15 protein-coding genes are annotated in these 25,138 nt (G+C 69.1%); 9 read left to right on the forward strand and 6 right to left on the reverse strand.

Annotated features, from left to right (window positions below; all coding sequences use genetic code 11):
- The first annotated feature begins 137 nt into the window (after positions 1-137).
- Entirely contained in the window at positions 138-965 is an 828-nt protein-coding gene (locus tag NG1_RS25850) for an alpha/beta fold hydrolase (RefSeq protein ID WP_062974975.1), read from the forward strand.
- On the opposite strand, the gene NG1_RS25855 is transcribed toward NG1_RS25850, so the two are convergent.
- Positions 966-1,421, reverse strand: coding sequence for a GtrA family protein (locus NG1_RS25855; protein ID WP_245660055.1), 456 nt, complete (start codon positions 1,419-1,421; stop codon positions 966-968). It abuts the gene before it with no gap.
- Between the two features lie 118 nt (positions 1,422-1,539).
- On the opposite strand from NG1_RS25855, the gene dprE1 reads away from it, so the two are divergent.
- The 5 genes from dprE1 (at position 1,540) to NG1_RS25880 (ending at position 11,308) form a co-directional block, all read left to right on the forward strand.
- Entirely contained in the window at positions 1,540-3,027 is a 1,488-nt protein-coding gene (gene dprE1 / locus NG1_RS25860; RefSeq protein ID WP_245660056.1) for a decaprenylphosphoryl-beta-D-ribose oxidase, read from the forward strand.
- Entirely contained in the window at positions 3,024-3,785 is a 762-nt protein-coding gene (dprE2, locus tag NG1_RS25865) for a decaprenylphospho-beta-D-erythro-pentofuranosid-2-ulose 2-reductase (RefSeq protein WP_040864261.1), read from the forward strand. The genes dprE1 and dprE2 overlap by 4 nt, the downstream gene beginning before the upstream one ends.
- 210 nt (positions 3,786-3,995) lie before the next feature.
- On the forward strand, positions 3,996-5,951 hold the full coding sequence (locus tag NG1_RS25870; protein ID WP_062974977.1) for a galactan 5-O-arabinofuranosyltransferase: 1,956 nt from the start codon (positions 3,996-3,998) through the stop codon (positions 5,949-5,951).
- 198 nt (positions 5,952-6,149) lie between these two features.
- The gene (locus NG1_RS25875; protein WP_062974999.1) at positions 6,150-7,916 is read left to right on the forward strand and encodes a DUF6541 family protein; all 1,767 of its coding nucleotides are present in this window, start codon (positions 6,150-6,152) and stop codon (positions 7,914-7,916) included.
- Between the two features lie 44 nt (positions 7,917-7,960).
- Positions 7,961-11,308 carry an arabinosyltransferase domain-containing protein gene (locus NG1_RS25880; protein ID WP_062974979.1) on the forward strand — a complete coding sequence of 1,116 codons (3,348 nt, stop codon included), beginning with the start codon at positions 7,961-7,963 and terminating at the stop codon, positions 11,306-11,308.
- Positions 11,309-11,367: 59 nt separating this feature from the next.
- Here the strand turns inward: NG1_RS25880 and NG1_RS25885 are convergent, their stop codons facing one another.
- Positions 11,368-12,300, reverse strand: coding sequence for an NADP-dependent oxidoreductase (locus NG1_RS25885; protein WP_062974980.1), 933 nt, complete (start codon positions 12,298-12,300; stop codon positions 11,368-11,370).
- A gap of 99 nt (positions 12,301-12,399) precedes the next feature.
- Here NG1_RS25885 and NG1_RS25890 point away from each other — a divergent pair, with 99 nt between their 5' ends.
- On the forward strand, positions 12,400-12,801 hold the full coding sequence (locus tag NG1_RS25890; RefSeq protein WP_062974982.1) for a winged helix-turn-helix transcriptional regulator: 402 nt from the start codon (positions 12,400-12,402) through the stop codon (positions 12,799-12,801).
- A gap of 85 nt (positions 12,802-12,886) precedes the next feature.
- Positions 12,887-13,045 (forward strand): hypothetical protein, encoded by a 159-nt coding sequence (locus NG1_RS37555; RefSeq protein ID WP_168434190.1) that lies wholly within the window; start codon positions 12,887-12,889, stop codon positions 13,043-13,045.
- Positions 13,046-13,123: 78 nt separating this feature from the next.
- On the opposite strand, the gene NG1_RS25895 is transcribed toward NG1_RS37555, so the two are convergent.
- The gene (locus NG1_RS25895; protein WP_062974984.1) at positions 13,124-13,711 is read right to left on the reverse strand and encodes a Uma2 family endonuclease; all 588 of its coding nucleotides are present in this window, start codon (positions 13,709-13,711) and stop codon (positions 13,124-13,126) included.
- 334 nt (positions 13,712-14,045) lie between these two features.
- Entirely contained in the window at positions 14,046-17,411 is a 3,366-nt protein-coding gene (locus NG1_RS25900; protein WP_062974986.1) for an arabinosyltransferase domain-containing protein, read from the reverse strand.
- 184 nt (positions 17,412-17,595) lie between these two features.
- Between NG1_RS25900 and NG1_RS25905 the strand changes: the two genes are divergently transcribed.
- A complete protein-coding gene (locus NG1_RS25905; RefSeq protein WP_062974988.1) occupies positions 17,596-18,093 on the forward strand; it encodes a peptidylprolyl isomerase in 498 nt (165 codons plus the stop codon).
- Positions 18,094-18,161: 68 nt separating this feature from the next.
- On the opposite strand, the gene NG1_RS25910 is transcribed toward NG1_RS25905, so the two are convergent.
- Together NG1_RS25910 and pks13 are read right to left on the reverse strand one after the other, a co-directional pair.
- On the reverse strand, positions 18,162-19,706 hold the full coding sequence (locus tag NG1_RS25910) for an acyl-CoA carboxylase subunit beta (RefSeq protein ID WP_040864253.1): 1,545 nt from the start codon (positions 19,704-19,706) through the stop codon (positions 18,162-18,164).
- Positions 19,703-24,934 (reverse strand): polyketide synthase Pks13, encoded by a 5,232-nt coding sequence (pks13, locus tag NG1_RS25915; protein ID WP_062975001.1) that lies wholly within the window; start codon positions 24,932-24,934, stop codon positions 19,703-19,705. The genes NG1_RS25910 and pks13 overlap by 4 nt, the downstream gene beginning before the upstream one ends.
- Positions 24,935-25,138: the final 204 nt, after the last annotated feature.

Consider the following 25,138-nt stretch of genomic DNA (forward strand, 5'->3'; position numbering starts at 1 on the left):
ACGTGAGAGTCCGATCGTACAGATCACAGCCCAGAACATCGGCGCGTCGCAGCCGGCGGCGGGACCCGTTCGACGTAGCGGGAAGACGACCCGGCCGGGCACCGGCCCGCCGCTCACCGCGAGGAATGAGCACTGTCATGGACCGCAGGCATATCCACATACAGACTCGGCTCGGGTTGCTGCACGTCGTGCTGACCGGCAGCGGCCATCCGATCGTGATGTGGCCGAGCCTTCTGATGGACGCCGCTCTCTGGGACGCTCAGGTCGCGCACTTCGCACGGAATTTCCTGACCATCGCGGTGGACCCGCCCGGCCACGGCGGGTCCAGTCGTCTCGAGCGGCCCTTCACCTTCGACGAGTGCGCGGGCTGTGTGGTCGACATCCTCGATCAGCTCGGATTACCTCGGACGCATTTCATCGGGAACTCCTGGGGCGCGATGATCGGCGGCACCCTCGCCGCCGAATTCCCTGATCGCGTCGAGTCCGCCGTTCTGATGAACGGCACGGCGTCATCGGCACCGCCCGGTCAGCGGTTGCAGTACCGGACGCTGCTGCTGATGATCCGGATCCTCGGCGGGATTCGCCCACCGCTCACCGGATCGGTGGTTCGCGCGTTTCTCGGCCCGACAACCGAACGCACCCGCCCGCAGGTGGTCCGGCAGGTCGTCGACGTGGCGCGTCGCAATGATCCGGCATCGGTCGCTCACGCCGTGCGATCGGTGGTGATCGACCGCCCGGACCAAAGAGGCCGCTTCGCCTCGATCACCTGTCCCACACTGATCGTCGGAGGCCGCGAGGATCGCACGTTCCCCGTACCCGAACTCGAGGTCATGGCGAAGTCCATCCCCGGCGCGGAACTCGTGGTCGTCGACGGTGCCGCACACCTCGCGGCAGCGGAGGTCCCCGAGGAGGTCAACCGATTGGTCGAGACCTTTCTGACCCATCGCGGCGCGACGAGCGCATAGTCAGCGGATCTTGAAGATCACCAAGCGCTGGACGACGAAGTTTATGACGGTCGCGGTGCCCTGGGCGATGACGAAGGCCAGCGGCTGGCGCCACCACTCGCCCGGGAGGGTGAAGTAGAACAGGTTGTTGATGCCCACCTGCACCGCGAAGGTCACCGCGTAGAGCGCGACGACCGCGAGGAAGCGGGCGCGGCTGGGCGGGGCCTGGAAGGTCCAGCGGCGATTGATCAGGTAGGCGGTTGTGGTGCCCGCCACGAAACTGATCGACTTGGCGACGATGACCGGCAGGCCCACCAGGTTGAGCAGCAGGCTGTAGAGCCCGTAGTCGACGACGGCCGAGAACCCGCCGGTGAGGGTGAACCGGATGATCTGCGTCTTGAGGTCGACATCGCTGCCGCCGGGCTCGTCGACCAGCGGCAACTCCGCCGGAAGCGGCAGGTGGGGTTCGGCTTGCACGCCGACGAGCGTAGCGTCGAACCGGCGATGACCGGGATTCGGCGTTGATCCGACGTGTGCGCCACTACCCATGGGTAGAGCGACCCCGTTCCCATCTGGCGTCATACCTGTAGCCTCTATGCCGATGTCCACGAAAGCTCCGACCGCCACCAAGACAACCGGGAACGACAAGGGCGCCGGCGTCACGAACGACGGCCCGGCCGCGGGGAACGCGTTCGACCTTCCGACGCGCACCCGTACGTTGACCGGGTGGGGTCGCACCGCACCCACCTCTTCCGAAGTGCTCTCGACCAGCGATCCCGAACTGATCGCCAAGGCAGTCGCCATGGTCGCCGAGGACAACGACGGCAAGCCCGCCCACCTGCGGCGCGGCGTGATCGCCCGCGGTCTCGGCCGCTCCTACGGCGACCACGCGCAGAACGCGGGCGGCCTGGTCGTCGACATGACCGCGCTGAACAACATCCATCGGATCGACCGCGACACCCGCATCGTGGACGTGGACGGCGGCGTCAGCCTGGACCAGCTCATGAAGGCCGCGCTGCCGTTCGGGCTCTGGGTGCCGGTGCTGCCCGGCACCCGCCAGGTGACGATCGGGGGCGCGATCGCCTCCGACATCCACGGCAAGAACCACCACAGCGAGGGCAGCTTCGGCAATCACGTGCGCTCGATCGATCTGCTCACCGCCGACGGGCAGGTGCAGCACATCACGCCGAAGCGCAACGCCAAGCTGTTCTGGGCGACCGTCGGCGGCAACGGGCTCACCGGCATCATCCTGCGCGCGACCATCGAGATGGTGCCCACGGAGACGGCCTACTTCCTCAACGACGGCGTGAAGACCACGACCCTCGACGAGACCATCGCCGCGCACAGCGACGGCAGCGAGGCGAACTACACCTACTCGAGCGCCTGGTTCGACGTGATCAGCCCGCTGCCCAAGCTGGGCCGCGCCACGATCACCCGGGGCAGGCTGGCCAAGCTCGACGAGCTGCCCAAGCGGCTGCGCAGCAAGCCGCTGAAGTTCGACGCGCCGCAGCTGATGACCGTCCCGGACATCTTCCCGAACTGGACGATGAACAAGGTCACGCTGATGTCCATCGGCGAGGCGTACTACCGGATGGGCGGCAACTACACCGGTAAGGTGCAGAACCTGACGCAGTTCTATCACCCGCTGGACATGATCGCGGAGTGGAACCGCGGCTACGGCTCCAACGGCTTCCTCCAGTACCAGTTCGTGGTGCCCACCGAGGCGGTCGAGGAGTTCAAGCGGATCATCATCGACATCCAGGCGTCCGGGCACTACTCGGCGCTGAACGTGTTCAAGCTGTTCGGCCCGGGCAACCAGGCCCCGCTGAGCTTCCCGATGCCGGGCTGGAACATCTGCGTCGACTTCCCGATCAAGCCGGGCCTCAACGAGCTGGTCGGCGAACTGGACCGGCGGGTGCTCGAGTTCGGCGGGCGGCTGTACACCGCGAAGGACTCGCGGACCACCGCCGAGACCTTCCACAAGATGTATCCCCGGATCGACGAGTGGATCAAGGTCCGCCGCAGCGTCGACCCCACAGGCGTGTTCATGTCCGATATGGCGAGAAGGCTGGAGCTGCAGTGATCAATGCCGTTGGCAACCCGCAGTCGATTCTGCTGCTGGGTGGCACCTCGGAGATCGGCTTGGCAATCTGCGCGGAGTACCTGAAGAAGGGGCCCGCGCGCATCACCCTCGCGGCGCTGCCCGGTGATCCGCTGCGGGAGGGCGCGGTCGCCCAGATGAAGGCCGCGGGCGCGAGCCAGGTCGACGTCATCGACTTCGACGCGCTCGACACCGAGAGCCACCCCAAGGTTATCGATGCCGCGTGGGACGCGGGTGACGTGGACGTCGCGATCGTCGCCTTCGCCCTCGACGGCGATCCCGAGGAGCTGTGGCAGAACCAGAGCAAGGCCGTGCGGGTCGCCCAGATCAACTACACCGCCTCGGTCTCCGTCGGCGTGCTGGTGGGCGAGAAGATGAAGGCGCAGGGCTTCGGCCGGATCATCGCGATGTCGTCGGTCGCCGGTGAGCGGGTGCGGCGCTCGAACTTCGTCTACGGGTCGACCAAAGCCGGCCTGGACGGCTTCTACCTCGGGCTCGGCGAAGCGCTGCGGCCGCACGGCCCGCGCGTGCTGGTGATCCGGCCCGGCATGGTGCGCACCAAGTTCTCGGCCCACGTCAAAGAGGCTCCGCTCACCGTCGACAAGGAAGATGTCGCGGCCCTGGCGGTCGCGGCCTCGCAGCGGGGGAAGGAACTGGTCTGGGCGCCGGGCGGCTTCCGCTACGTGATGATGGTGCTGCGGCACGTCCCGCGCGCGATCTTCCGCAGACTGCCGATCTGACCCTCGGCGAACGAACTCGGTGCCCGCGTGATCGGTGATCGCGCGGGCACCTATCGTCTGACGGAGTGGACCCTGTGAACCCGGAGGCGCCATGCGAGTAATCCAGTGCGACGAGCGCGGAGCGGTCCGTTGAGCACGGTGACCGCAACGGACGAAGCACCGCCGCGGCCCGCCGATCCGGCCCCGGCGCCTGGGCGGAGGTCGCTCGCGATGCGGCAGATCGCCTCGGGCGTCGGTGAGGCCGCGCTCGCGGCGATCGTCGCCGCGGTGGTGGCCGCCGTCGGGCTCGTCGCGTTCTCGCTGGTGCAGTGGCCCGCCTTCAACGCCTCGAACGTGACGCGGGCGCTGACCACGGTCGGGCAGGTCGCCGCCGCGATCATGCTCGCGGTCGCGATCGCGCTGCTGCGGCTGCGCAAATGGCCCTGGGTAGCGAAACCGCTGTCCTGGATCGGTCTTTCGACGTTCGTCACGTTCACGCTCGGCATGCCGCTGGCGGCGACGAAGCTGTATCTGTTCGGCGTCTCGGTGGATCAGGAGTTCCGCACCGAGTTCCTCACGCGGCTCACCGATTCCGCCGCGCTGCGCGATATGACGTACGCGGATCTGCCGTCCTTCTACCCCGCGGGCTGGTTCTGGATCGGCGGGCGGGTCGCGAATCTGCTCGGGATGGACGGCTGGGAGGTGTTCAAGCCGTACGCGATCGGCTTCCTCGCGGTGGCCGCCGTCGTCGCGCTGGTGCTGTGGTCGAAGCTGATCCGCGCGGATTGGGCGGTGGGCGTCGCTGCGGCGAGCACGGCGGTCACCTTGGCCTACGCCGCGCCCGAGGCGTACAGCGCCGTCATCGTGCTGCTGCTTCCGCCCGCCCTCGTGCTCGCTTGGGGGGCGCTGTATCGACCCCTGGAGGACGTGCAGGCGGACGACACCGAGCATCGCACCGCCGGTGGGTGGGGCGCGGTCGTCGGTACCGGATTGTTCCTGGGCTGGGCGGCCACGTTCTACACCCTCTACTTCCTCGTGGCCGCCTTCGCGGTCGCTCTGATGGGGCTGCTGGCGGCCTTCCTGGCGGTGCGCGCGCGCCGCGCCGCCGACCAGCCGCGTCGCGCTCGCGTGGCGACGGCCTCGGCGCGCCGCCCTTGGCGCGCGGCGGTGCCGCCGCTGGCGCGGCTGGTGGTGATCGCGGCGATCGCCGGACTGATCGCGCTCGTCGTGTGGGCCCCGTACCTGGCGAAGGCGCTGCGCGGCACGACCGCGAGCTCCGGAACCGCCCTGCACTACCTGCCGGAGGCGGGAGCCGAACTGCCCCTGCCGATGTTCCAGTTCTCGCTGCTCGGAGCGCTGTGCCTGATCGGCACCATATGGCTGGTGCTGCGCGGGGCGTCGTCGCGAAGGGCGCAGGCGCTGGGTATCGGGGTGGCGGCGATCTACCTGTGGACGCTGCTGTCCATGGTGGCGACCGCCGCGGGCACCACGCTGCTGTCGTTCCGGCTGGAGCCGGTGCTGCTGGTGTTGCTGTCGGTCGCGGGCGCGTTCGGGTTCGTGGAGGGCGCGCGGGCGATCTACCAGGCGTTGAACGAGCCCGCCCGGTTCCGGCTGGTGGCGATCGTCGTCGCGACGATCGGCGCGCTGGCTTTCGCTCAGGACATCCCGCATGTGCTGACCGCCGAGATCACCACCGCCTATACCGACACCGACGGTGACGGAAACCGGGCCGACCAGCGAGCCGCCTCAGCGGTTGCGCACTACCGCAAGGTGGACCAGGCGCTCATCGCGCAGACCGGGCGACCCCGCTCGGACACGGTGGTGCTCACCGCCGACACCAGTTTCCTTTCCTTCTACCCCTACTTCGGCTTCCAGGCGCTCACCTCGCACTACGCCAATCCGCTCGCCGATTTCGCAGAGCGCGGAGCCACCATCAAGCGCTGGAGCGAACTGAAGACGTCGCAGGAGTTGCTCGACGCGCTGGCGGCGAGCCCGTGGCGTGCGCCGGACGCGTTCCTGTTCCGGCGCAGCGGCGACAGCTACACCTTGCGGCTGGCCGAGGACGTCTACCCGAACGACCCGAACGTGGCGCGCTACTCGGTGAGCTTCCCCAAGGAACTGTTCGCTGATTCGCGTTTCACCAGCACGGATGTCGGGCCGTTCACGCTGGTCACCGTCCGCCGCTGACCGATGCGGCGAATTCGCCACGGTTGAACTCGCGCGAAATGGATACCCCTCCCGTTTGTCGGTCCACGCACAGCGTGGTTGGTACGGAGGGCGCTGTCGAGGAGTGATGCGCAGGTGACACGTGCACAAGACGTCGAAACCGGCGCGGAGACGGAATCGGCGGAGGTCGCGGTCGCGACGGAAGCGACAGCGGCCGGAGTGCTCACCAGTCCCGCGCGAACCCGGCTCCCCCGCCTCCGGGCCGGTGGCGCCGATCTGCTCGTCGGTCTCGGCTACCTGGCACTGGCCGCGGCGGTGCTGTCGGGTCAGTGGCGCGACACCGACAGCGGGTACCTGATCAAGAGCGGTCAGGACCAGACGATGTGGGAGTGGTTCTTCGCCGTCACCGCGCACTCGGTTGCCAACTGGCAGAACCCGCTCGGCACCGACCTGCAGAACTTTCCGGCCGGGGTGAACATGATGGCCAATACGGCCATGTTCGGCGTCGGCGTGCCGCTGACGCCGGTCACCTTGCTCTTCGGGCCCACCGTCACGTTCGTGCTCGTGCTCACCATCGGCCTGGCCGGTACGGCGTTCGCCTGGTATCACCTGTTCTCCCGCGAACTCGTCCGATCCAGGGCCGCCGCGGTGATCGGCGGCCTGTTCTGCGGTTTCGCGCCCGGGATGATCTCGCACGCCAACGCGCACCCGAATTTCGTCGTGCTGCCGCTGCTTCCGATCATCGCGAGCCTGCTGATCCGGATGACGCGGCGAGCAGCGCAGCCGCGCAGGCGGGGGCGCGATGCCGTCATCCTGGGCCTTCTGGTCGCGATGCAGATCGCGCTCGGCGAGGAACCGCTGCTGATCTTCGCACTCGCGTTCGGCCTGTTCGCGCTCGTCTACTACCTGCATGCGCCACGGGCCGGGCTGCGCGTGGCGCGGACGATCGCCCCCACCCTCGTGCTGGGCGCGGTGATCACCCTGGCGCTCGCCGAGATCCCGCTGTGGTGGCAGTTCTTCGGCCCGCAGAGCTATCGCTCGATCGACCACGGCCCGATGGGCAACGACCTCGAAGCGCTGGTGCAGTTCCCGTCCGAGTCGCTGGGTGGCGTGTTCGCTCCCGGCCAGAACGTGGCGATCAACCCGACCGAGCAGAACGCGTACTTCGGCTGGCCGCTACTGCTCCTCGTGGTGTTCACCGTGGGACTGCTGTGGCGCGACCGGGTGGTGCGGGCCGCGGCTGTTGTGATCGCGGTCTTCGGAGTGCTGTCGCTGGGCGCGGTCGCCACGATCGGCAAGCGGCCGACCGGCATCGCGCTGCCGTGGCGCTGGGCCGAACAGGTCCCGCTGCTGAACACGGTGCTGGAGAGCAGGCTCAGCATGGCCGCGATCCCGGCCATCGCGGTCGTGCTCGCGCTGGCCAGCGATCGGGCGGTACGGACCTGGACGCTATCGGCGGTGGACTGGAAGCCGCTCGCGTGGTTCGGCGCTCTCGCCTGCGCGCTGCTGCCGTTGATCCCGACAATCCTGCCGGTGGTCGAACGGACGCCGACGCCGGATTTCTTCGCCGACGGCACCGTACGCCGCTACGTCGGCGACGGATCAGTGGTTCTGGTACCCCCGCCCCGGCCACCCGACGCGCGGGCGCTGCGCTGGCAGGCCGACGCCGAGTTCAGCTTCCCGCTCGCGGGGGGATACTTCGTCGGCCCGACCGGTACGACCAAGAAAGGGATCTACGGCCCCGAGGCCCGTCCGACCACCGCCTTGCTGGTGCAGGCGCAGGACACCGGGGTGGTGCCGCGGATCGACGCCGACGTGCGCGCCCGCGCGCTGGATGATCTGCGGTTCTGGCGCGCCGACGTCCTGGTGCTGCCCGCGACGAGGAACGGCGAGGTACTGCGTGAGACGGTCACGCAGCTGCTCGGATTCACGCCGACGCGCGTCGAGGACGTCTGGCTGTGGGACGTTCATACGCTGCGTGCGTAAGGGGCAGTCGGAATCACACCGGACGGTAGCTAGCATCAACCACCGTGCGACCGGACCGATCTTCTCGAGCGTTCACCCGTATCCGCTTGATCGCCCTCCTCTCCGGGCTTCTCGGATTCCTGCTGGCGTTGCTGACCCCGATCCTGCCGGTGCGGCAGGATCGGGCGAGCGTGGACTGGCCCGAGCCGGGCGCCGCGAGCGTGGCGGCGCCGCTGGTGTCCTACGAACCGCTGCGGTTGCGCGCGACGCTGCCCTGCTCGCTGGTGAGCGAGCTCGCAGCGGGCGGCACCGTGCTGTCCACCGTCCCGGTGGCCTCCGGCCAGGCGGCGACCAAAGGTCTGGTGGTCTCGGTCGCCGACGGCGTCCTCTCGGCGGTGCTGCGGGACATCCCGCTGCTGTCCGCGCCGCTGGCGGAGGTCGGGTCCTGCGCGACGATCGGCATCGAGTCGAACGCCGCCGCGACGACCCTCGAACTCACCGGCGTCACCCGACAGGACGGCACGCCGTTCCGGACCACGATCGGCCGGGACGTGCGGCCGCAGCTGGTCGGCATGTTCACCGATCTGGATGCCGGTCGGCTCGCCGGAGCGCAGGTGCACGCGGACATCGACTCGCGTTTCTCCTCGACACCGACGCCGCTGAAGCTGGCCGCCATGCTCGCCGCCGCTGTGTTCACGCTGATCGCACTCGTCGCACTGCATCTGCTGGACACCACCGACGGGCGCAAAGCGCGGCGGTTCCTGCCCGCGCACTGGTGGCGCGTCACCCCGGCGGACGGCGTCGTGCTGGGCATCCTGGCGCTGTGGCACGTCATCGGGGCGAACACCTCCGACGACGGCTACATCCTGAACATGGCGCGAGCCTCCGAGCACGCGGGCTACATGGCGAACTATTACCGCTGGTTCGCGGTCCCCGAGGCTCCGTTCGGCTGGTCCTACGAGGTGCTGGCCTGGATGGCCCGGATCTCCGACGCGAGCCTGTGGATGCGACTGCCCACCTTGCTCGCGGGCGTCGTCTGCTGGCTGGTGATCAGCCGTGAGGTGCTGCCCCGCCTCGGCGCCCGGGCGCGCCGCAACAAGGTGGCGCTGTGGACGGCCGGGTTGGTGTTCCTCGCGTTCTGGCTGCCCTACGACAACGGGCTGCGCCCCGAACCGCTGATCGCGGCGGGGGCGCTGCTCACCTGGTGCTCGATCGAACGCGCCATCGCGACCGGCCGGTTGCTGCCCGCGGCGGTGGCCGTGCTGATCGCCGCGTTCTCCCTTGCGGCGGGGCCGACCGGTCTGATCTGCATCGCGGCGCTGATCGCCGGGTCGCGACCGGTGCTGCTGATCATCGTCAAGCGTGCGCGCGGTGTGATCCCGGCCCGCACCGGACCCGACGCGGACGCGGCCGCCGCGGGTTCCGCCGAGGCCGCGGCAGCGGTGAACGCTCCCGGGACCGTGCGCAAGACCTCCAGGGCGGCGACGGTCTTCCGGTTCGCCGCGCTGCTCGCCCCCGGCCTGGCCGCGGGCACGCTGGTGCTGGTGGTGATATTCGCCGACCAGACGCTTTCGACGGTGCTGGAAGCCACCCGGGTCCGCACGATCGTCGGCCCGAACGTCGCCTGGTTCGACGAGCGCACCCGCTGGGATTCGCTGCTCATGCTCTCGCCGGACGGTTCACTGGCGCGGCGGTTCGGCGTGCTGGTGATGCTGCTGTGCCTGCTGGTGTGTGTGCTGCAAGTGCTGCGCAAGGGCCGGATTCCGGGCACATCGCGCGGTCCTTCGGTGCGCATTCTCGGCATCGTGTTCGCGTCGCTGTTCTTGATGATGTTCACCCCCACCAAGTGGACGCACCACTTCGGTGTGTACGCCGGACTGGCCGGATCGCTGGCCGCGCTAGCGGCGGTCGCGGTGGGCACCACCGGCATTCGTTCGCCGCGCAACCGCGCGCTGTTCGCCGCCGCCGTGCTGTTCCTGCTCGCCGTGACCTTCACCGGCTCCAACGGGTGGTGGTATGTGTCCAGCTACGGTGTCCCGTGGTGGGACAAGGCGCCGCTGATCGCGGGCAAGGGACTGTCCACGTTGTTCCTCGGACTCAGCGGCGTCGCGTTGCTGATCGCCATCTGGCTGCACTACCGGGAACCGTATCGGCGCGAGCGGGCGATGGCGCCACGGCGTTTCGACCGGTGGGCGTCTGCGCCGCTGACCGTCGCCGCCGCGCTGCTGGTGGTATTCGAGGTCGCCTCGCTCGCCAAGGCCGCGGCCACGCAGTACCCCGCGTACTCGATCACCAAGTCGAACGTGGAGTCGGTGGGCGGGGATTCGTGTGCGCTGGCCAACGAGGTGCTGGTGGAGACCGACACCGCCGATTCGCTGCTGCAACCCTTCACCGGATCGCCCGCGGACGGATTGGTTGCGCAGAACAAGGGTTTCACTCCGAACGGGGTGGCGAGCGACCTCACCGCCGACGCCGAGGAGACGGTCTCCGGCGGTGCGAACTCGGTGGACAAGGATTCCGAGAACAAGACCAGCAAGACCACCGGCGCCGGCACCGGAGGCGGCACCACCGCGCAGGCGGGCATCAACGGCAGTACCGTCGCGCTGCCGTTCGGCCTGGACGCGGCGAAGACCCCGGTGCTGGGCAGCTACCAGGACGGCGAGCAGCAGCAGGCGAAGCTGACCACCCAGTGGTACCGGCTCGATCTGACCGACAGCATGCGCCACGACCCGGCCTACCAGGTGCTCGCGATCACCGCGGCGGGCCGGATCCGGTCGGTGGACGCCGACGGCGTGCTCACCTACGGACAGGAACTGCACTTGGAGTACGGCGTCCGCGGCGCGGACGGCGAAGTGCGCACGCTCGGCTCGATCGATCCGCTCGACATCGGCCCCGCGCCGTCCTGGCGCAACCTGCGAGTGCCGCTGGATCGACTGCCGGGAGAAGTGAACGCGGTGCGGCTGGTCGCGATCGACAACGACATCACGCCCAAGCAGTGGCTGGCCGTCACCCCGCCCCGGCTGCCCAAGCTGGCCACGCTGAATTCCGTAGTCGGCTCGCAGGATCCGGTGCTGCTCGACTGGCATGTGGGCCTGGCCTTCCCGTGCCAGCGGCCGTTCGACCACAAGGACGGCGTCGGCGAGATCCCGCGGTGGCGCATCCTGCCCGACCGGGTCGGCTCCGACGCCTCCAACGCCTGGCAGGACGACATCGGCGGCGGCCCCCTCGGCTGGACCGGCCTGCTACTGAAGTCCCAAACCGTCCCCGCCTACCTCGACCACGACTGGGGCCGCGACTGGGGCTCCCTCGAGAAATTCACCCTCTACGCCCCCGACGCCACCCCCGCCACCATCCACATCTCTCCCCGAACCCGCACCGGCCTCGACACCGACGACCCCATCCGCATCCGCTGACCGGCATCGGAGTCCGCCATCCACGGGTGGCACGGGACATGTGCCACCCGTGGTCGAGGTCACGGGATGAGGACGAGCCGGCCGCGTAGGCCGCCGGAGGCGAGGCGCTTGTGGGCGGCTTCGACGGAGGTGAGGGGAAGGGTTTCGGCAACGCGGAGGGTGAGTTCGCCCGCGTCGACGTGGGCGACCAGTTGGTCGAGTTGTGCGCGATCGGCGCGGACCAGCACCGTGCGGACCACGGTTGCGCGCAACGGGATCGGGGTGTTCGGGACGCTGATGGACACGAACCGTCCGCCGCCGCGCACCGCCGCGAGCGTCGTGGGGCCGAGTGCGGCCGCGTCGAGGGCGGCGTCCACTCCGCCGGGGACGAGGGCGCGGACGGCATCCGGAAGGGCCGCATGGCGCGGCACGAAATCGGTGGCGCCCAACGCGCGGACCGTGCCCTCGTCGGCGGGTGAGGCCGACGCGATCACCCGCACGCCTCGCGCGGCGGCGAGTTCGACGGCGAAGCCGCCGACCGCGCCCGCCGCGCCGGTCACCAGCAGCGTGTCGGTGGAGGTGAGATCCAGCGCGTCGAGTGCCTGGATCGCGGTGAGGCCGTTGAGCGGGATGGTGGCCGCTTGCACCGGAGGCACGGAAACCGGAGCGGGCGCGACGTTTCCGGCCTCCAGGACCACATAGTCGGCCTGCGCGCCGAGCGAGACGTCGAGCCGGTCGCTGATGCCGATCACCGCCTGCCCCACCGTGAACCCCGTGACGCCGGCACCGAGCGCGTCCACCGTGCCCGCGACGTCCCAGCCGACGCCCCATCGGTCGCGCGGCGCGGCGAAGGGCGTGCCGCCCACGCCCGCACGCACCATCAGGTCGACCGGATTAACCGTCGCCGCCGCGACCGCGATCCGGATCGCGCCCGGACCCGGTTGCGGCGTCGGCACTTCCACGATCTCCACCTCGGCTTCCGGTCCCGGCCGGTGAACCACTACTGCGCGCATGACGTTCCTTCCTCTCGGCTGTCGACCAACTTACGAGGCGTTACTATCTGCTGGGTAGTAGTTACCCGAGAGTGCGTTAGAGGTGGCGAGGTATCCCCGATGGCGACGAAGACCGCGGCGCAGCGCCGTGAACTGGCCAAACAGCATTACGACGCGTATATCGCCGAGTGCCCGACCCGGCAACTGCTGGACCGGATCAGCGATAAATGGGTTAGCCTCGTGCTCGCTGCGCTCGCCGAGGGCCCTTTGCGCTACGCCGAACTGAACCGGATCATCGCGGGCGTGAGCCCCAAGATGCTCACCCAGACGCTGCGCGGACTGGAGCGCGACGGCTTGGTGGAGCGGCGGATCACCGCCGAGGTGCCGGTCCGCGTCGACTACGAACTCACCCCGCTCGGGCACAGCCTCCAGCCGGTCATGAGCGCGGTCAAAGCCTGGGCGGAGGAGCGCATGGACGACGTCATCGCCGCGCGGGCACGCTACGACGACATCGGTAAATAAACCGGTTGTCCGGTCTGAAAAAGTGCTCCCACCTGTGGCTAAACATCGCAGGACGAATCGGTTCGATGGCCTTAATCTGATTGCCATGACAACGGCATTCGATGAAATGGATCTGCGCGATCTTGTCGGACTGCTCAGCGAAGAGGAACAACGGGAGCTGCGGCCTGCGGTGCTGCGCGTGCTCGGCCGCCTCCCTTCGCAAGAGGTGCTCCGGCGCGAGCTCGGTCTTCGATTGAAGGTCTGAGCGCCCGGTTCGCACCGGCGAAATACGGCAGGGCCGCCGCGCAGGGTTCACCTGCGCGGCGGCCCTGTGTTCGGGTACCTATCCCGTAGCCAGCTCGCCGAAAGCGACATCGACGGGTATCGGCACGTCCACGGTCAGTCGACGGGTGTGCAAGCACACGAGGTGATACCGGCCTTCGGACAGGCGGTACTCCTCGATCTGCTCGATGCCATCGCCGGGCTCGGTGAGAAAGACGATGAGGTAGACCGGGATACCGGCCGCGGCGTATCCGGCTTTCTTCTCCACCGTGTCGGTGTGGTGAGAACTATCGGGAGAAACGATCTCCACTACGAGCACAGTGTCATCGGCATACAACCGTGCGTCGTCGTCCAGACAGCGATACACGACGACATCCGGTCGACGGAGGCTGAGCGGAACATCGCTGAGCCGGACGTCCACGTCGGTCTCGACCATCAAGCACGGCTCCGGCTTCCGCGCCGCTTCCATCTGCGCGGCCATTCGCCGCGCCACGCGATTGTGCAGACGTGACGGACTTTCGCACTTCACGATATGGCCGTCGATTACCTCGATGGTTCGGCAGAACTCAGCGGGCAGCAGTTCGTAGTCCCGCGCAGTGATCTGGTCGGGGATCCAGCGGTACCAGTCGCTGGGTGCACCGCTCGTCATGCCCTGAGACTACCGGCAGGCTTGGGCAGATCACGGTACGGATTGCACCGCTCACTGTCCGATGTCGGTCCCTCCGTCCGACTCGTCCCGCGCGGAGTCGATCGCGGCGGCGATGGCGTGGTGTGGGACGTCGGGGCAATCGTCGCCGAACTCGGCCAGCCAAGCCGAGTCGCAGTCTTTCCGAGCCGAGCCATACGAGGAGTATGCCCACCGGAATGTGTACACGCGCCCGGGTGGGGTGGCGCGGGCGCCACGCGGCCGCGCCAGGAGAGGACAGGGCCGCCGCGCAGGATCAGCGTCCTACGCGGCGGCCCTGTCAAGGTGGTCTGCGCGATCAGAACACCCGCAAACTCCCCGGCGACCAGAACCCGGAACGAGTGGTCGTACCGGTCTCCAGCTTCGCCGGGACGGCGTTGCGGTCGTACTGGTCGTAGCGCTCCAGCGAGCCCCAGTCGCGCGCCCAGTCGTCCTTCAGGTAGGTGGGCACGGTGACCGACTTGGCCAGCATCTGGGAGAAGCCGAGCGGGCCGCCGAATTCCTCGGCCTGCCAGGTGTTCGTCGAGCTGATGGCCAGCGGGCGGTCCGGCAGGATGCGGTAGCCGGGCACCTCGGCCACGCCGTTCTCGTGGTCGAACGGACGCTGGCACGGGAACTGCAGGCCAACCGCCCAGTCCAGCAGGATCGGCTGCTGGGAGCCCAGCAGGCTGTTGAGCGTCTGCAACTTCGGCATCCGCGGCGGCGTGAACGCCAGCCACTGGTCCCCGATCAGGATCGGGTCGTTGGCGACGATGCGCACCGCGTCGGCCTCGGGCGCGATCTCGTCCAACGGCACCCGCAGGTTGCGCCAGGACGGGAACGGGCCGATGTCGCGCGGCAGGTAGGTGCCGAGCTTCTGCACGCTGCCGTCGGGCAGGTGCTTGCCGTAGTCGACGGTCAGCGATTGGCCGTACTTCATCGCGCCGGTGTCGTCGAAGGAGAGGATGCGGCCGGCGGCCGAGATCACCACCAGCGGCCTGTCCGCCGAACGAGCGGGCAGCCCATACCAGCTCGAGGTGACGTTCGCAGGCTGCTGCACACCGTTCTGGTAGCTGCCGAGGATCGGCGTGGTGGCCGGGTCGAGGCCGAACGGGAGGGCGACGGTGGAGCCGTTGACGCCGAGCGCGCCCTGACCGCCGCCGGTGCCCGCGCTCTGCCCCTCCGCGAACGCCGCGCCGACCGACTGGGTGGAGGTGTTGCCGGTGCCCGGCTTCACCTCGACACTGTCGGCGGACAGATCGTTGGGCACGCCGTTCGGAGCGAAGCCGACCGGATCGACGCCGGCCAGCGGGTCGGCCGGATCGGTCGGCGGATGCGCCGGATCGATGATGGGCGCGAGCCTGCCGCCGTTCGGGTCCGGCTCGACCAGCACGTCGTTGGCCAGACCACAGGTGCTGCCGCCGAGCGCGTCGAAGTTCGACCGCGCCAGCGAGTACGCCGGATACTGCGAGACGGCGCCCTTGACCAGCGAGAGCACTTCGAGCGCGACCATCAGCGCGGCGACCACGGTCAGCGGGATCGCGGCGAACCGGCGGATCCGCCTGCCGCGCGCCGTCTTCGCCGACGGCTGCGGCGCGGTGTAGTCCTCCCGCAGCGTGTACCAGCCGACCAGCGCCAGTGCCAGGCCGAACAGCATGAGCATGACCGTGTTCGACTGGTAGCCGTGTAGCGAGATGCGCTTGTCGAACCAGGGCACGCCGAAGCTGGACACGTACCAGTAGCCGTTGATGCCGGAGAACGCGATCGCGAGCACGAACAGCAATCCGGCCAGGAAGATCGCCCGGTTCTTGCGGGCCCGCAGGGCGCTCGCCGAGACCGCGACGGCGGTGACCGCCGCCAGCGAGCCCGCGATGCCCGCGTACGCGCCGAAGTGGTGGGTCCACTTGGTCGGGTTGAACATCATGAAGAAGATGGTTCCGAAGACCACGCCCATCAGCCGCCAGGTCGGCCCGCTCGCGATACCCGGCACCTGCCTGCGCCGCAGCAGCACGAGCATGGTGGTGAACAGGCACAGCAGCATCACCAGGAAGGCGAAGCGGCGCGACAGCGAACCGTCGACGGTCTCCACGAACAGGTAGTAGTAGCGCAGGTAGTCCTCGTACCAGGCCAGGTTCGGCCCGGTCACCTGACGCACCCGGTTGGCCTCCTGGATGCCGGCGAAGGTCTGGTCGCTGTAGACCACGGTGAGCACGAGCACGCCCGCCGCGGCGATCGGCGCGAGCAACGGGAGCGTCGAGCCCCACCGCCCGGCCCCGAGCGCGGCAAAGTGCCGGTGCTTGCGCACCACGATGCGCACCATCGGACGGATACCGGCCAGCAGCGCCGCCACGCACATCAGTCCGGTCGGCGCGGCCGCCAGGGTGAACGCGGCCACCAGGATGGCCACCGCGGCGGGCAGCAACCGTCCGGTCGCGATGGCCCGCTCGATCGACACCCAGGTCAGCAGCGCGCCGAGCGCGACGACCGGCTCGGAGCGCAATCCGTTGTCGAACGGCAGCCAGAACGCCAGGAACACCAGTCCGCCGGTCCACAGCGCCACCTTGCTGGTGCGCACACCGCGGCCGAGGCGGGGCACCACCTCGCGGCTGATCACGAGCCAGCAGAGGATCGCGCAGGCCAGGGCCGGCAACCGCACCCAGGGGCTGGCCGTGGATATCTCCGAGAAGACCTGGATCACGTAGTAGTACCAGCCGAACGGCGCCTCCGGCACGCCGTACCAGCGGAAGTAGTTGGCCATATAGCCCGCATGCGGCGCCACCCGCACCATGCTGAGGATGTAGCCGTCGTCGGAAGTGTTGGCGCCCGCGAAATGCCACAGCAGCAGCGTGCCGATCACCGCGCCGTCCGCCCAGGTCGGCTTCAGCCAGTTCGCCGGAAGGAACCGGCGGTGCCCGCGCCCGTCACTGCTGTCCAGCCGGGCCAGCGCCGCCAGGGCGATCAGCGTGCACAACACCGCCGAGATCATCGCGATCAGCTTGATCGCGGTTGGGCTGGACGAGAAACGGGTGTCCACCGTCATGTCGAACGACAACCCCGCGGGCGCCGCGCCCTTGAGGTCGGAGAACACACCCACCACCTGAGGCCGCAGATCGCCGCCGAGCTGCCCCTCCACCGGCACGGTGACCAGCTCGGTCGTCCCGGGCGCCGCACCCTCGACCGGCCGCTCCACCTGCTTGGTGAGCCCGGCGAACGCGGCGTAGGTGCGCTCGCTGTCCGAGCTGATGGTCAGCGACGTGCACTCGCCCATGCGGCTGCGGTCGGCCGACACCACCACAGCGTTGCGATCGATCACGTCGACCGAGGACTCCGAGACCCGCACGAACATCGCCTCCAGCGCCGCCCGGTCGCCCTGCGGCGGCGCGGTGGCCAGCAGCATGCCGCCCCGCTCGGGCAGCTGGGCGATGGTCTCGCACGGGATCGTCGCCTTCAGGTCGATCGGGACCTGCGACATCAGCGGCGCCTGCACGTTGCCGAGCGTCCCGCTCTGCGGCCACTTCAGCACCGCGGTCGTCTGCGTGACCGGCAGGAACGGAGTCGCCAGCGCGAACAGCGCGCCGAGCAGACCGGCGAGCAATGCGATGAGCCGAGCGGTCCGGAAATCGTTCGGAGTCACCGCCGGGGCGGCGGGGGGTTTCGTGAGAACAGCGGTTGCGGCGTCGGGCACGGTTGGCAATGCTATCTGCCCGTCTGTCCGCGCGGGCGTCGCGCCGCCGGGAGAAATCACGGGTCCTCAGTATGTTCGGAGCCGACTGCCAGAATGTTGTGCCGACGGGCCGGAGAAATGGCGCCCGACGACCAATCGACCCCGTCCTGCTGACCGCTACCGACCACAATGGAAAGGTGGGCCTATGACCAAGGTGAATCTCTCGACGAACTACGGACCGATCGTCCTCGAACTCGACGACCAGAAAGCGCCGAACACGGTGCGCAATTTCGTGGACTACGTGAACGCGGGCCACTACAACGGCACGATCTTCCACCGCGTCATTCCCGGCTTCATGATCCAGGGCGGCGGCTTCGAGCCCGGCCTGCGCCAGAAGGGCACGCAAGCGCCCATCCAGAACGAGGCGAACAACGGCCTGAAGAACAACAAGTACACCGTCGCGATGGCCCGCACCAACGACCCGCACTCGGCCACCGCGCAGTTCTTCATCAACGTCTCCGACAACGACTTCCTCAACCACTCCGCGCCCACCGCGGCGGGCTGGGGCTACACCGTCTTCGGCGCGGTGACCGAAGGCACCGACGTGGTCGACAAGATCGCGGGCGTCGCCACCGGCTCGGCCGGCGGGCACCAGGACGTCCCGGTGAGCGACGTCGTCATCGAAACCGCCACCGTCAGCTGATCATTCGGCGCCCATGACGCGAATCGGGCCGCGCCCCAGAGGGGTGCGGCCCGATCGTGTTCCACAGCCTACAGCGGCAGCAGGTGATGCTTGCGCGGGTTGCGGGCAATAGCCTTGTCCCGCAACAGTTGGAGCGCACGACGGATTTCCAGCCGGGTCGTCGCGGGCTCGATGACCGCGTCGACGTATCCGCGCTCGGCGGCCACCCACGGGGTCGCCACGGTGGCGTTGTAGAAGTCGATCATCTGCTGGCGGATCGCGGCGCGCTGGTCCTCGGGCGCGGCCTCGATCTGCTTGGCTCCGATCAGGCTGACCGCGCTCTCCGCGCCCATGACGGCGATCCGCGCGGTGGGCCAGGCCAGGTTCACATCGGCGCCCAGCTGCTTGGAGCCCATCACGGCGTAGCCGCCGCCGTAGGACTTGCGGATCACCACGGTGACCTTCGGGACCGACGCCTCCACGTAGGAGAACAGGAACCGTCCACCACGCTTGATGACGCCGATCTTCTCCTGTTCCACACCGGGCAGGAACCCGGGCGTGTCGACGACGAACACCAGCGGGATCTCGAACGCGTCGCACAGCCGCACGAAATGCGCGGCCTTGTCCGAGGCGCGGGCGTCCAGCGCTCCCGCGTACACCATCGGCTGGTTGGCCACCACGCCGACGCTGCGCCCGTCCACCCGGGCGAATCCGGTGATGACGTTGCGGCCCGCCGACGCGCCGACCTCGTGGAAGGCGCCGTCGTCGAAGATGCGCAACAGGATCTCGTGCATGTCGTACCCGGAGTTGTCGGAGTCCGGGACGATCGAGTTCAGTTCCAGGTCGCTGTCGGTGGTCTCCGGCTCCAGGCCGGGATTCACGACCGGCGCCAGCTCCTGGCAGCTGGTCGGCAGGTAGCCCAGGTAATCGCGCACCCACTCGAACGCGGCCGCCTCGTCCTTGGCCACGTGGTGGATGTTGCCGTACTCCGCCTGGCTGCGCGCCCCGCCGAGTTCCTCGAGGCTGACGTCCTCACCGGTGACCTCCCGGATCACCTTCGGGCCGGTGACGAACATGTACGCCTCTTCGGTCGCCACCACCACGTCGGTGTTGATCGGGGCGTAGACGGCGCCACCCGCGCACTTGCCGAGGATCATCGAGATCTGCGGAACCAGGCCGGACAGCGGCTCCTGGCGGCGGCCCAGCTCGGCGTACCACGCCAGCGAGGTCACCGCTTCCTGCACGCGGGCGCCGCCGGAGTCGTTGATACCGACCACCGGGCAGCCGACCTTGGCCGCGTACTCCAGGATCCCGGCGACCTTGCGGCCGAACATCTCGCCGACCGAACCGCCGTACACGGTCTGGTCGTGCGAGAACACCGCCACGGGCCTGCCTTCGACCAAGCCGTGCCCGGTGACCACACCGTCGCCGTAGAGCGCGGCGGGATCGCCCGGTTTGCGTACCAGCGCGCCGATCTCCACGAAGGTTCCCGGATCGAGCAGCATGTTGATCCGGTCGCGGGCGCTGGGGATGCCTTTCTTCGCCCGCTTGGCGATCCCCGCTTCACCCGCGGGCTCCTGCGCCAAATCCAGGCGCTTGCGCAGGTCGGCGAGTTTTTCGGCAGTCGTGCTCACTTGGCCCCTTTCACCTCGATCGCGGCGAGCTTCGCGGTCAGGTCGGCCCCGATCTTCCCGATCCGCGGTTCGTCGATGATCTGCAGGTGGTCGCCGGCGATGTGGACGACCTCCAAATTCGGGATGTACTCGTCCCAGCCGCCGTTCGGCACCCGGTCGGCGAAGCGCGGCTCGAGCTCGATCATCCCGTCGTGGTAGCGATCGGCGAGGTACAGCACCACATTGCCGTCATAGTGCGACGGTTGCATTTTCGCGAGCTGACGGCTATCGATCCACGAGGTGCGCTGGTGTTCGAGCACGCCGCCGGGGATCTTCGCGCCGCTTATCTTGATCAGATCACTGATCATCTTGAACTGCTCGTCGTCGGATGCCGCGGCCAGTGTCTCCAGCTGTTCGCGGTCCAATTCACCGTCGACGCCATAGGTCTTCTTGGCGAACACCTGGTAGCGCTCGATCCGCCGCACGCGCTCCTCGGGACTGTTGTCCTCGCCCTGAGTCGGAATGGCCAGATCGATCAGGCCGACCGTGCGCACGTCCGCGCCCTCGGCGCGGAGCAACTGGGCGGTCTGCATGGCCAGCACCGCACCCAGCGACCAGCCGTACAGCACGAACGGACCGTCGCCCTGGATCTTGCGCAGCTCGGGCAGGTACTGGCGCGCCCGCTCCTCGATCGAACCGTCGACCCGCTCGAGGCCGTACATCGGCGTCTCGGCGGGCAGCCGCTTCAACAGGGGCTCATACACCAGTGTGTTGCCGCCCGAGGGGTGGAACACGAAGACGGGCACGGCGTTCGAGCCCTCCGCGCGCGGCCGCAGCGGACGGACGAAACCGTCCACATCCGCGCCGCTGTCCTGCAGGTCGCGGACGATGTCGGAGAGCTGCTCGATGGTCTCGCAGTCGAGGACGTCGTCGACGGTGACCTCGGCCTTGACCCGTTCGGTCAGGCGCGCGGCCAGTTTCTCCGCGGTGTCCTCGTCCAGGATCGGCAGCGTGTTGAAGATGCCTCCGGCCGATTTCCCGGTGACCACCGCCCAGGTGGCGAAGGTCAGGCGCTCGGCGGCGTCGCGCGGCGGAACGTCGTCCTCGTCGGCGGGTTGCTGCGCGCCGCCGAAGACGGCCGCGGGGGTTGCCACAACCGCAGCGACCGGTTGCGCGGCGGGAGCGTCACCTTCGACAGCTTTCTCCGGGCTCGCGGTAGTCACTGGTGCGGGGGCCGAAGCGACCTCGGTCGCAGCGGTTTCCGGTGTGGCGGTGGACTCACCGGCCATACCGGTGTCCGGCGCAGCGCCCGCCACCGCGGCGACCGGGTCGGCGCCGGTGGCCAGGGCCGCACGGGCCGTAGCGATGAAATCGGCGTCTACAGCCATCTCGCCCGTGCCGCCCGCTGCCTTGTCGGCAGCCTGCTGGTCGGCCATCGCCTGCACCTCGTCGCGGTGCTCGATCGCGTACCGCAGCACCTTGCCGACCTCGTGCAGGCTCGCGTCCCGCACGGCCTGCACCTGCAGCTGCGGGATGTCGAACTCGTACTCGACCCGGTTCTTGATGCGCATCGCCATCAGCGAGTCCAAGCCGAGTTCCATCAGCGGGATCTCCATCGGAAGATCCTCGACCGCGTAACCCATGGACTCCGCGACGATCAGCGCGAGCCGCTCTTCGACGGTCTGCGTGCCGTTCGGATCCCACCGGTCACCGAAGGTCTCCACGACCTCGAGGTCGGCGTCGCTCTGTGTCTGCGCGGCGATCGCCGGGACCGGCTCGGCCGCCACGGGTTCCGGCAGCGGAGCGCCGGAGGTCACCACGGCGTCGAACACCAGGCGGAAGGCGTTGCCCTCCTTGGCGTGGACCTGCACCGAGGCGCCGCCGGGATGCGGGGTGAGCGTGGTGGTGAGCGTGCCCGCCGCCGGGATCGGCGCGTGCGGAATCGACGCGCCCAGCGCGACGTCGCTGAGCACCTGCGCCGACGCGGCACGCACCAGTCCGGCGAGATCGGTCACCGAGGACGCCTGGACCTCCCAGACGTGCCTGCCGTCCGGCAGCGCGACGTGCGCGCCGGGCAACCGGCCGTTGCCGCCCGTGACCAGCCGAACCTTCGGCCAGTACTCCTTGCGCACGAACGTGGTGCGCGGAACGTCGGCGTACTCACCCGGGCCGAGCAGCGAGGACAGATCGACCTTGTGCCCGTGCACGTAGAGCTGGGCGAGCGCGGCGATCACGCCCGCGGACTCGTCCTCCTTGCGCTTGAGCGTGGGGATGAGCTGCGCGTCGTGCACGCCTGCGGCGAAGGTGGTGCCCAGCACCTGCATCAACGCGACGGAATTCGGCGCCAGCTCCAGGAACGTGGTGTGGCCCGCGTCCACCGCGAGCTTCACCGCGTTGGTGAAGTACACGCTGTGGCGCATGTTCTTGACCCAGTAGTCCTCGTCGTGGATCGGGTCGTTGCCCGCGCGGAAGAACTCTTCCTTGTGCACCGTCGAGTACAAGCCGGTCTTCAGCTTGGTGGGCTCGATGCCGGCCAGTTCCGCGGCAAGCTCGCCGAGCAGCGGGTCCATCTGCGAGGTGTGGCCCGCGCCGCGGGTCTGCAGCACCCGGGCGAACTTGCCCGCCGCCTCCACCTGCGCCACGATCGCCGCCACCTGATCCTGCGGGCCGCCGATCACCGTGTTGGTCGGCGCCGCGTACACGGCGACCTCGACGTCCGGGTAGTCCGGCAGCAGGCTCGCGACGTCCTCGGCGCTGTACTCGATGAGCGCCATGTTGCGCACATCGTCGTCGCTGATCATCTGCTCGCCCTCGCCCATCAGGCGGGAACGGGCGCAGATCACGCGCACCGCGTCTTCGAGCGAGAGACCACCGGCGATGTACGCGCCCGCGACCTCGCCCATGGAATGTCCGACCACCGCGTCGGGTTCGGCGCCGTGCGCGCGCAGCAGCGCGGCCAGGCCGATCTGGATGGTGAAGATGCCGACCTGCGAGGTGCCGACGTTGTAGTCCTGGCTGTCGTCCAGGAACAGCTCGCGCACCGAGTATCCGGCCTCGTCCTGCACCAGCTCGTCGACCTCGTCGACGGCCCCCGCGAAGATCGAGTTCTCCAGGTAGAGCTGCTTGCCCATCTTGCGGTGCTGCGCGCCGAAACCGGCGAGCACCCACATCGGGCCCATGGCCGCGGGCGCGTCGGCGGTGAAGACGCCCGTACCCGGCTTGCCCGCCGCGATGGCGCGCAGTCCGGCGACCGCCTCCTCGTGCGTCTTGGCCAGCACCACGCCGCGCGAACGCCAGTGGCTGCGCTTGGCCAGCGACCGCGCCACGTCGGCGAGCGGGGTCTTCGCGCCCGCCTCGGACTCCAGCCAGTCGGCCAGCTCGGCGGCGGCCCGGCGGCGGCGCGAGGGCAGGTAACCCGACACCGGCAAGATCTGCGGCAGCGGCTCGATGCGCTCGGCGGTCCACTCGGAGACCGGCGTGGCGGCTTCGGCGGCCACGGATGCCTCGGCGACGGCGGCGATCTCGGCCTCCGCGACCACGGCATCGGCTTCCGCGACCACGTCCGTGGTCTCCTCGTCCAGCACGTCCTCGTTCAGCTGCGACTCGAGTTCGGCGAACGGCGCTTGCGTAGCGGCCCGCACGTATTCCTGGACGACGACGTGCGCGTTGGTGCCGCCGAAACCGAAGCCGGAGACGCCGATGGTCGCCGTGCCGCTGTAGCGCGGGAACTCGGTGGGCTCGTCGACGACCTTCAGGTGCGCCTGGTCCCACGGAATGTACGGGTTCGGACCGGCATAGCCGATGTTCGGCGGAATGACGTTGTGCTGCAACGACATGACCACCTTCGCCAGGCTCGCCGCACCGGCGCCCGACTCCAGGTGACCGAAGTTGGTCTTGGCCGAACCGAGCAGCGCGGGCTTGTCGGCGTCGCGGCCGCGGCCGACCACCCGGCCGAGCGCGTCCGCCTCGATCGGGTCGCCGAGCAGAGTGCCGGTGCCATGGGCCTCGACGTAGTCGACCGAGGACGGCGCGATGCCCGCGTCGCGGTAGGCGCGGCGCAGCACCTCGGCCTGAGCGTCGGGGTTCGGGGCGAGCAGGCCGTTGGACCGCCCGTCGTTGTTGACCGCCGAGCCCTTGATCACGGCGTAGATCGTGTCGCCGTCGCGCTCGGCGTCGGCGAGGCGCTTCAGCACCACCAGACCGCCGCCCTCGGAGCGGACCATGCCATCGGCGTCCTTGGAGAACGCCTTGATATGCCCGTCCTTGGCGATACCGCCGTTGGCGTCGAAACCGAGCGTGGCCATCGGCGCGAGCAGCATGTTCACGCCACCGGCCAGCGCCAGGTCGGCCTCGCCGCCGCGCAGTGCCTGCACCGCCTCGTGCACCGCGACCAGGGTCGAGGAGCAGGCGGTGTCGATGGACACCGACGGGCCACGGAAGTCGAAGAAGTAGGAGACCCGGTTCGGGATGATCGAGCTGACGCTGCCCATGATCGCGTACGCCTCGGCCGACGCCGGCACGTTCGGATCGCGCTCGCTGCCCAGCCCGAGCGCCGCGAGCAGCATGAAGTCGTTGCCCGAGGAGCCGATGAACACGCCGACCGGCTCGCCCTTGAGATCGCTGGCCGGAATCCGCGCGTGCTCCAGCGCCTCCCAGGTCAGCTCCATCGCCAGGCGCTGCTGCGGATCCACCCGCTCGACCTCGACCGGCGACATGGCGAAGAACTCGGCGTCGAAGCCTTTGACGACCGCTTGGTCGAGGTAGCCGCCCTTGGTGTTGGCCTTCTCGATCGCCTCGGCCAGCTGCGGCTCGTCCAGGAACTCCGACCAGCGTCCCTCGGGCAGCTCCCGGATGCCGTCACCGCGGCCGATGAGGAAATCCCAGGTCGACTCGGGGGTGTCACCCGCGCCGGGCAGCCGGGTCGACAAACCGACGATGGCGATGTCGTGCGCCTCGCCGGGACGGTAGCCCGCGGTGTAGAAGGCGTCGTCCGCGGCTTCCTCCGGCGCGTCCGGCTCGCCGTTGACGATCCGCTCGGCCAGCGAGGCGATGGTCGGGTGCTGGTACACGACCGTCGCGTTCAGCATCACGCCGGTCAGTTCCTCGATGTCCCCACCGAGGGCGAGGGCATCGCGCGAGGCGAGCCCGAACTCCTCCATCGGCCGGTCCACGGTGATCTGCTCGATCGGTTGCCCGGTCGCCTCGGAGACCCAGCGCCGCAGCCATTCACGCAGCTCCGCCACCGACATGTCGGTCTGCGCGCCACCCTTCGCGGACTCGGCCGGGGCCGCCGCGTCGGTGCCGGTCTCGACGGGCGGGGTGTCGGTCGTCTGGGTGGGCGTGCCCTCGTTGTCAGCCATCAATTCCTCAAGCTACCTGTGTCCGTACCGGGCGTACCGTGAATTGACGCCCGGCGCGTGGGAAGGTCGGCGCCGAGCGTCGATGGTCGGTCC

The sequence above is a fragment of the Nocardia gamkensis NBRC 108242 genome, assembly GCF_001612985.1.
GTDB lineage: Bacteria > Actinomycetota > Actinomycetes > Mycobacteriales > Mycobacteriaceae > Nocardia > Nocardia gamkensis.

Bases quoted from the DNA above. Each gene is read 5' to 3' on its own strand.
- NG1_RS25885 (WP_062974980.1), bottom strand. From the start codon at position 12,300: ATGCGCGCAGTAGTGGTTCACCGGCCGGGACCGGAAGCCGAGGTGGAG.
- dprE1 (WP_245660056.1), top strand. From the start codon at position 1,540: ATGCCGATGTCCACGAAAGCTCCGACCGCCACCAAGACAACCGGGAAC.
- NG1_RS25895 (WP_062974984.1), bottom strand. From the start codon at position 13,711: ATGACGAGCGGTGCACCCAGCGACTGGTACCGCTGGATCCCCGACCAG.
- NG1_RS25905 (WP_062974988.1), top strand. From the start codon at position 17,596: ATGACCAAGGTGAATCTCTCGACGAACTACGGACCGATCGTCCTCGAA.
- NG1_RS25870 (WP_062974977.1), top strand. From the start codon at position 3,996: ATGCGGCAGATCGCCTCGGGCGTCGGTGAGGCCGCGCTCGCGGCGATC.
- NG1_RS25890 (WP_062974982.1), top strand. From the start codon at position 12,400: ATGGCGACGAAGACCGCGGCGCAGCGCCGTGAACTGGCCAAACAGCAT.
- pks13 (WP_062975001.1), bottom strand. From the start codon at position 24,934: ATGTCGGTGGCGGAGCTGCGTGAATGGCTGCGGCGCTGGGTCTCCGAG.
- NG1_RS25850 (WP_062974975.1), top strand. From the start codon at position 138: ATGGACCGCAGGCATATCCACATACAGACTCGGCTCGGGTTGCTGCAC.
- NG1_RS37555 (WP_168434190.1), top strand. From the start codon at position 12,887: ATGACAACGGCATTCGATGAAATGGATCTGCGCGATCTTGTCGGACTG.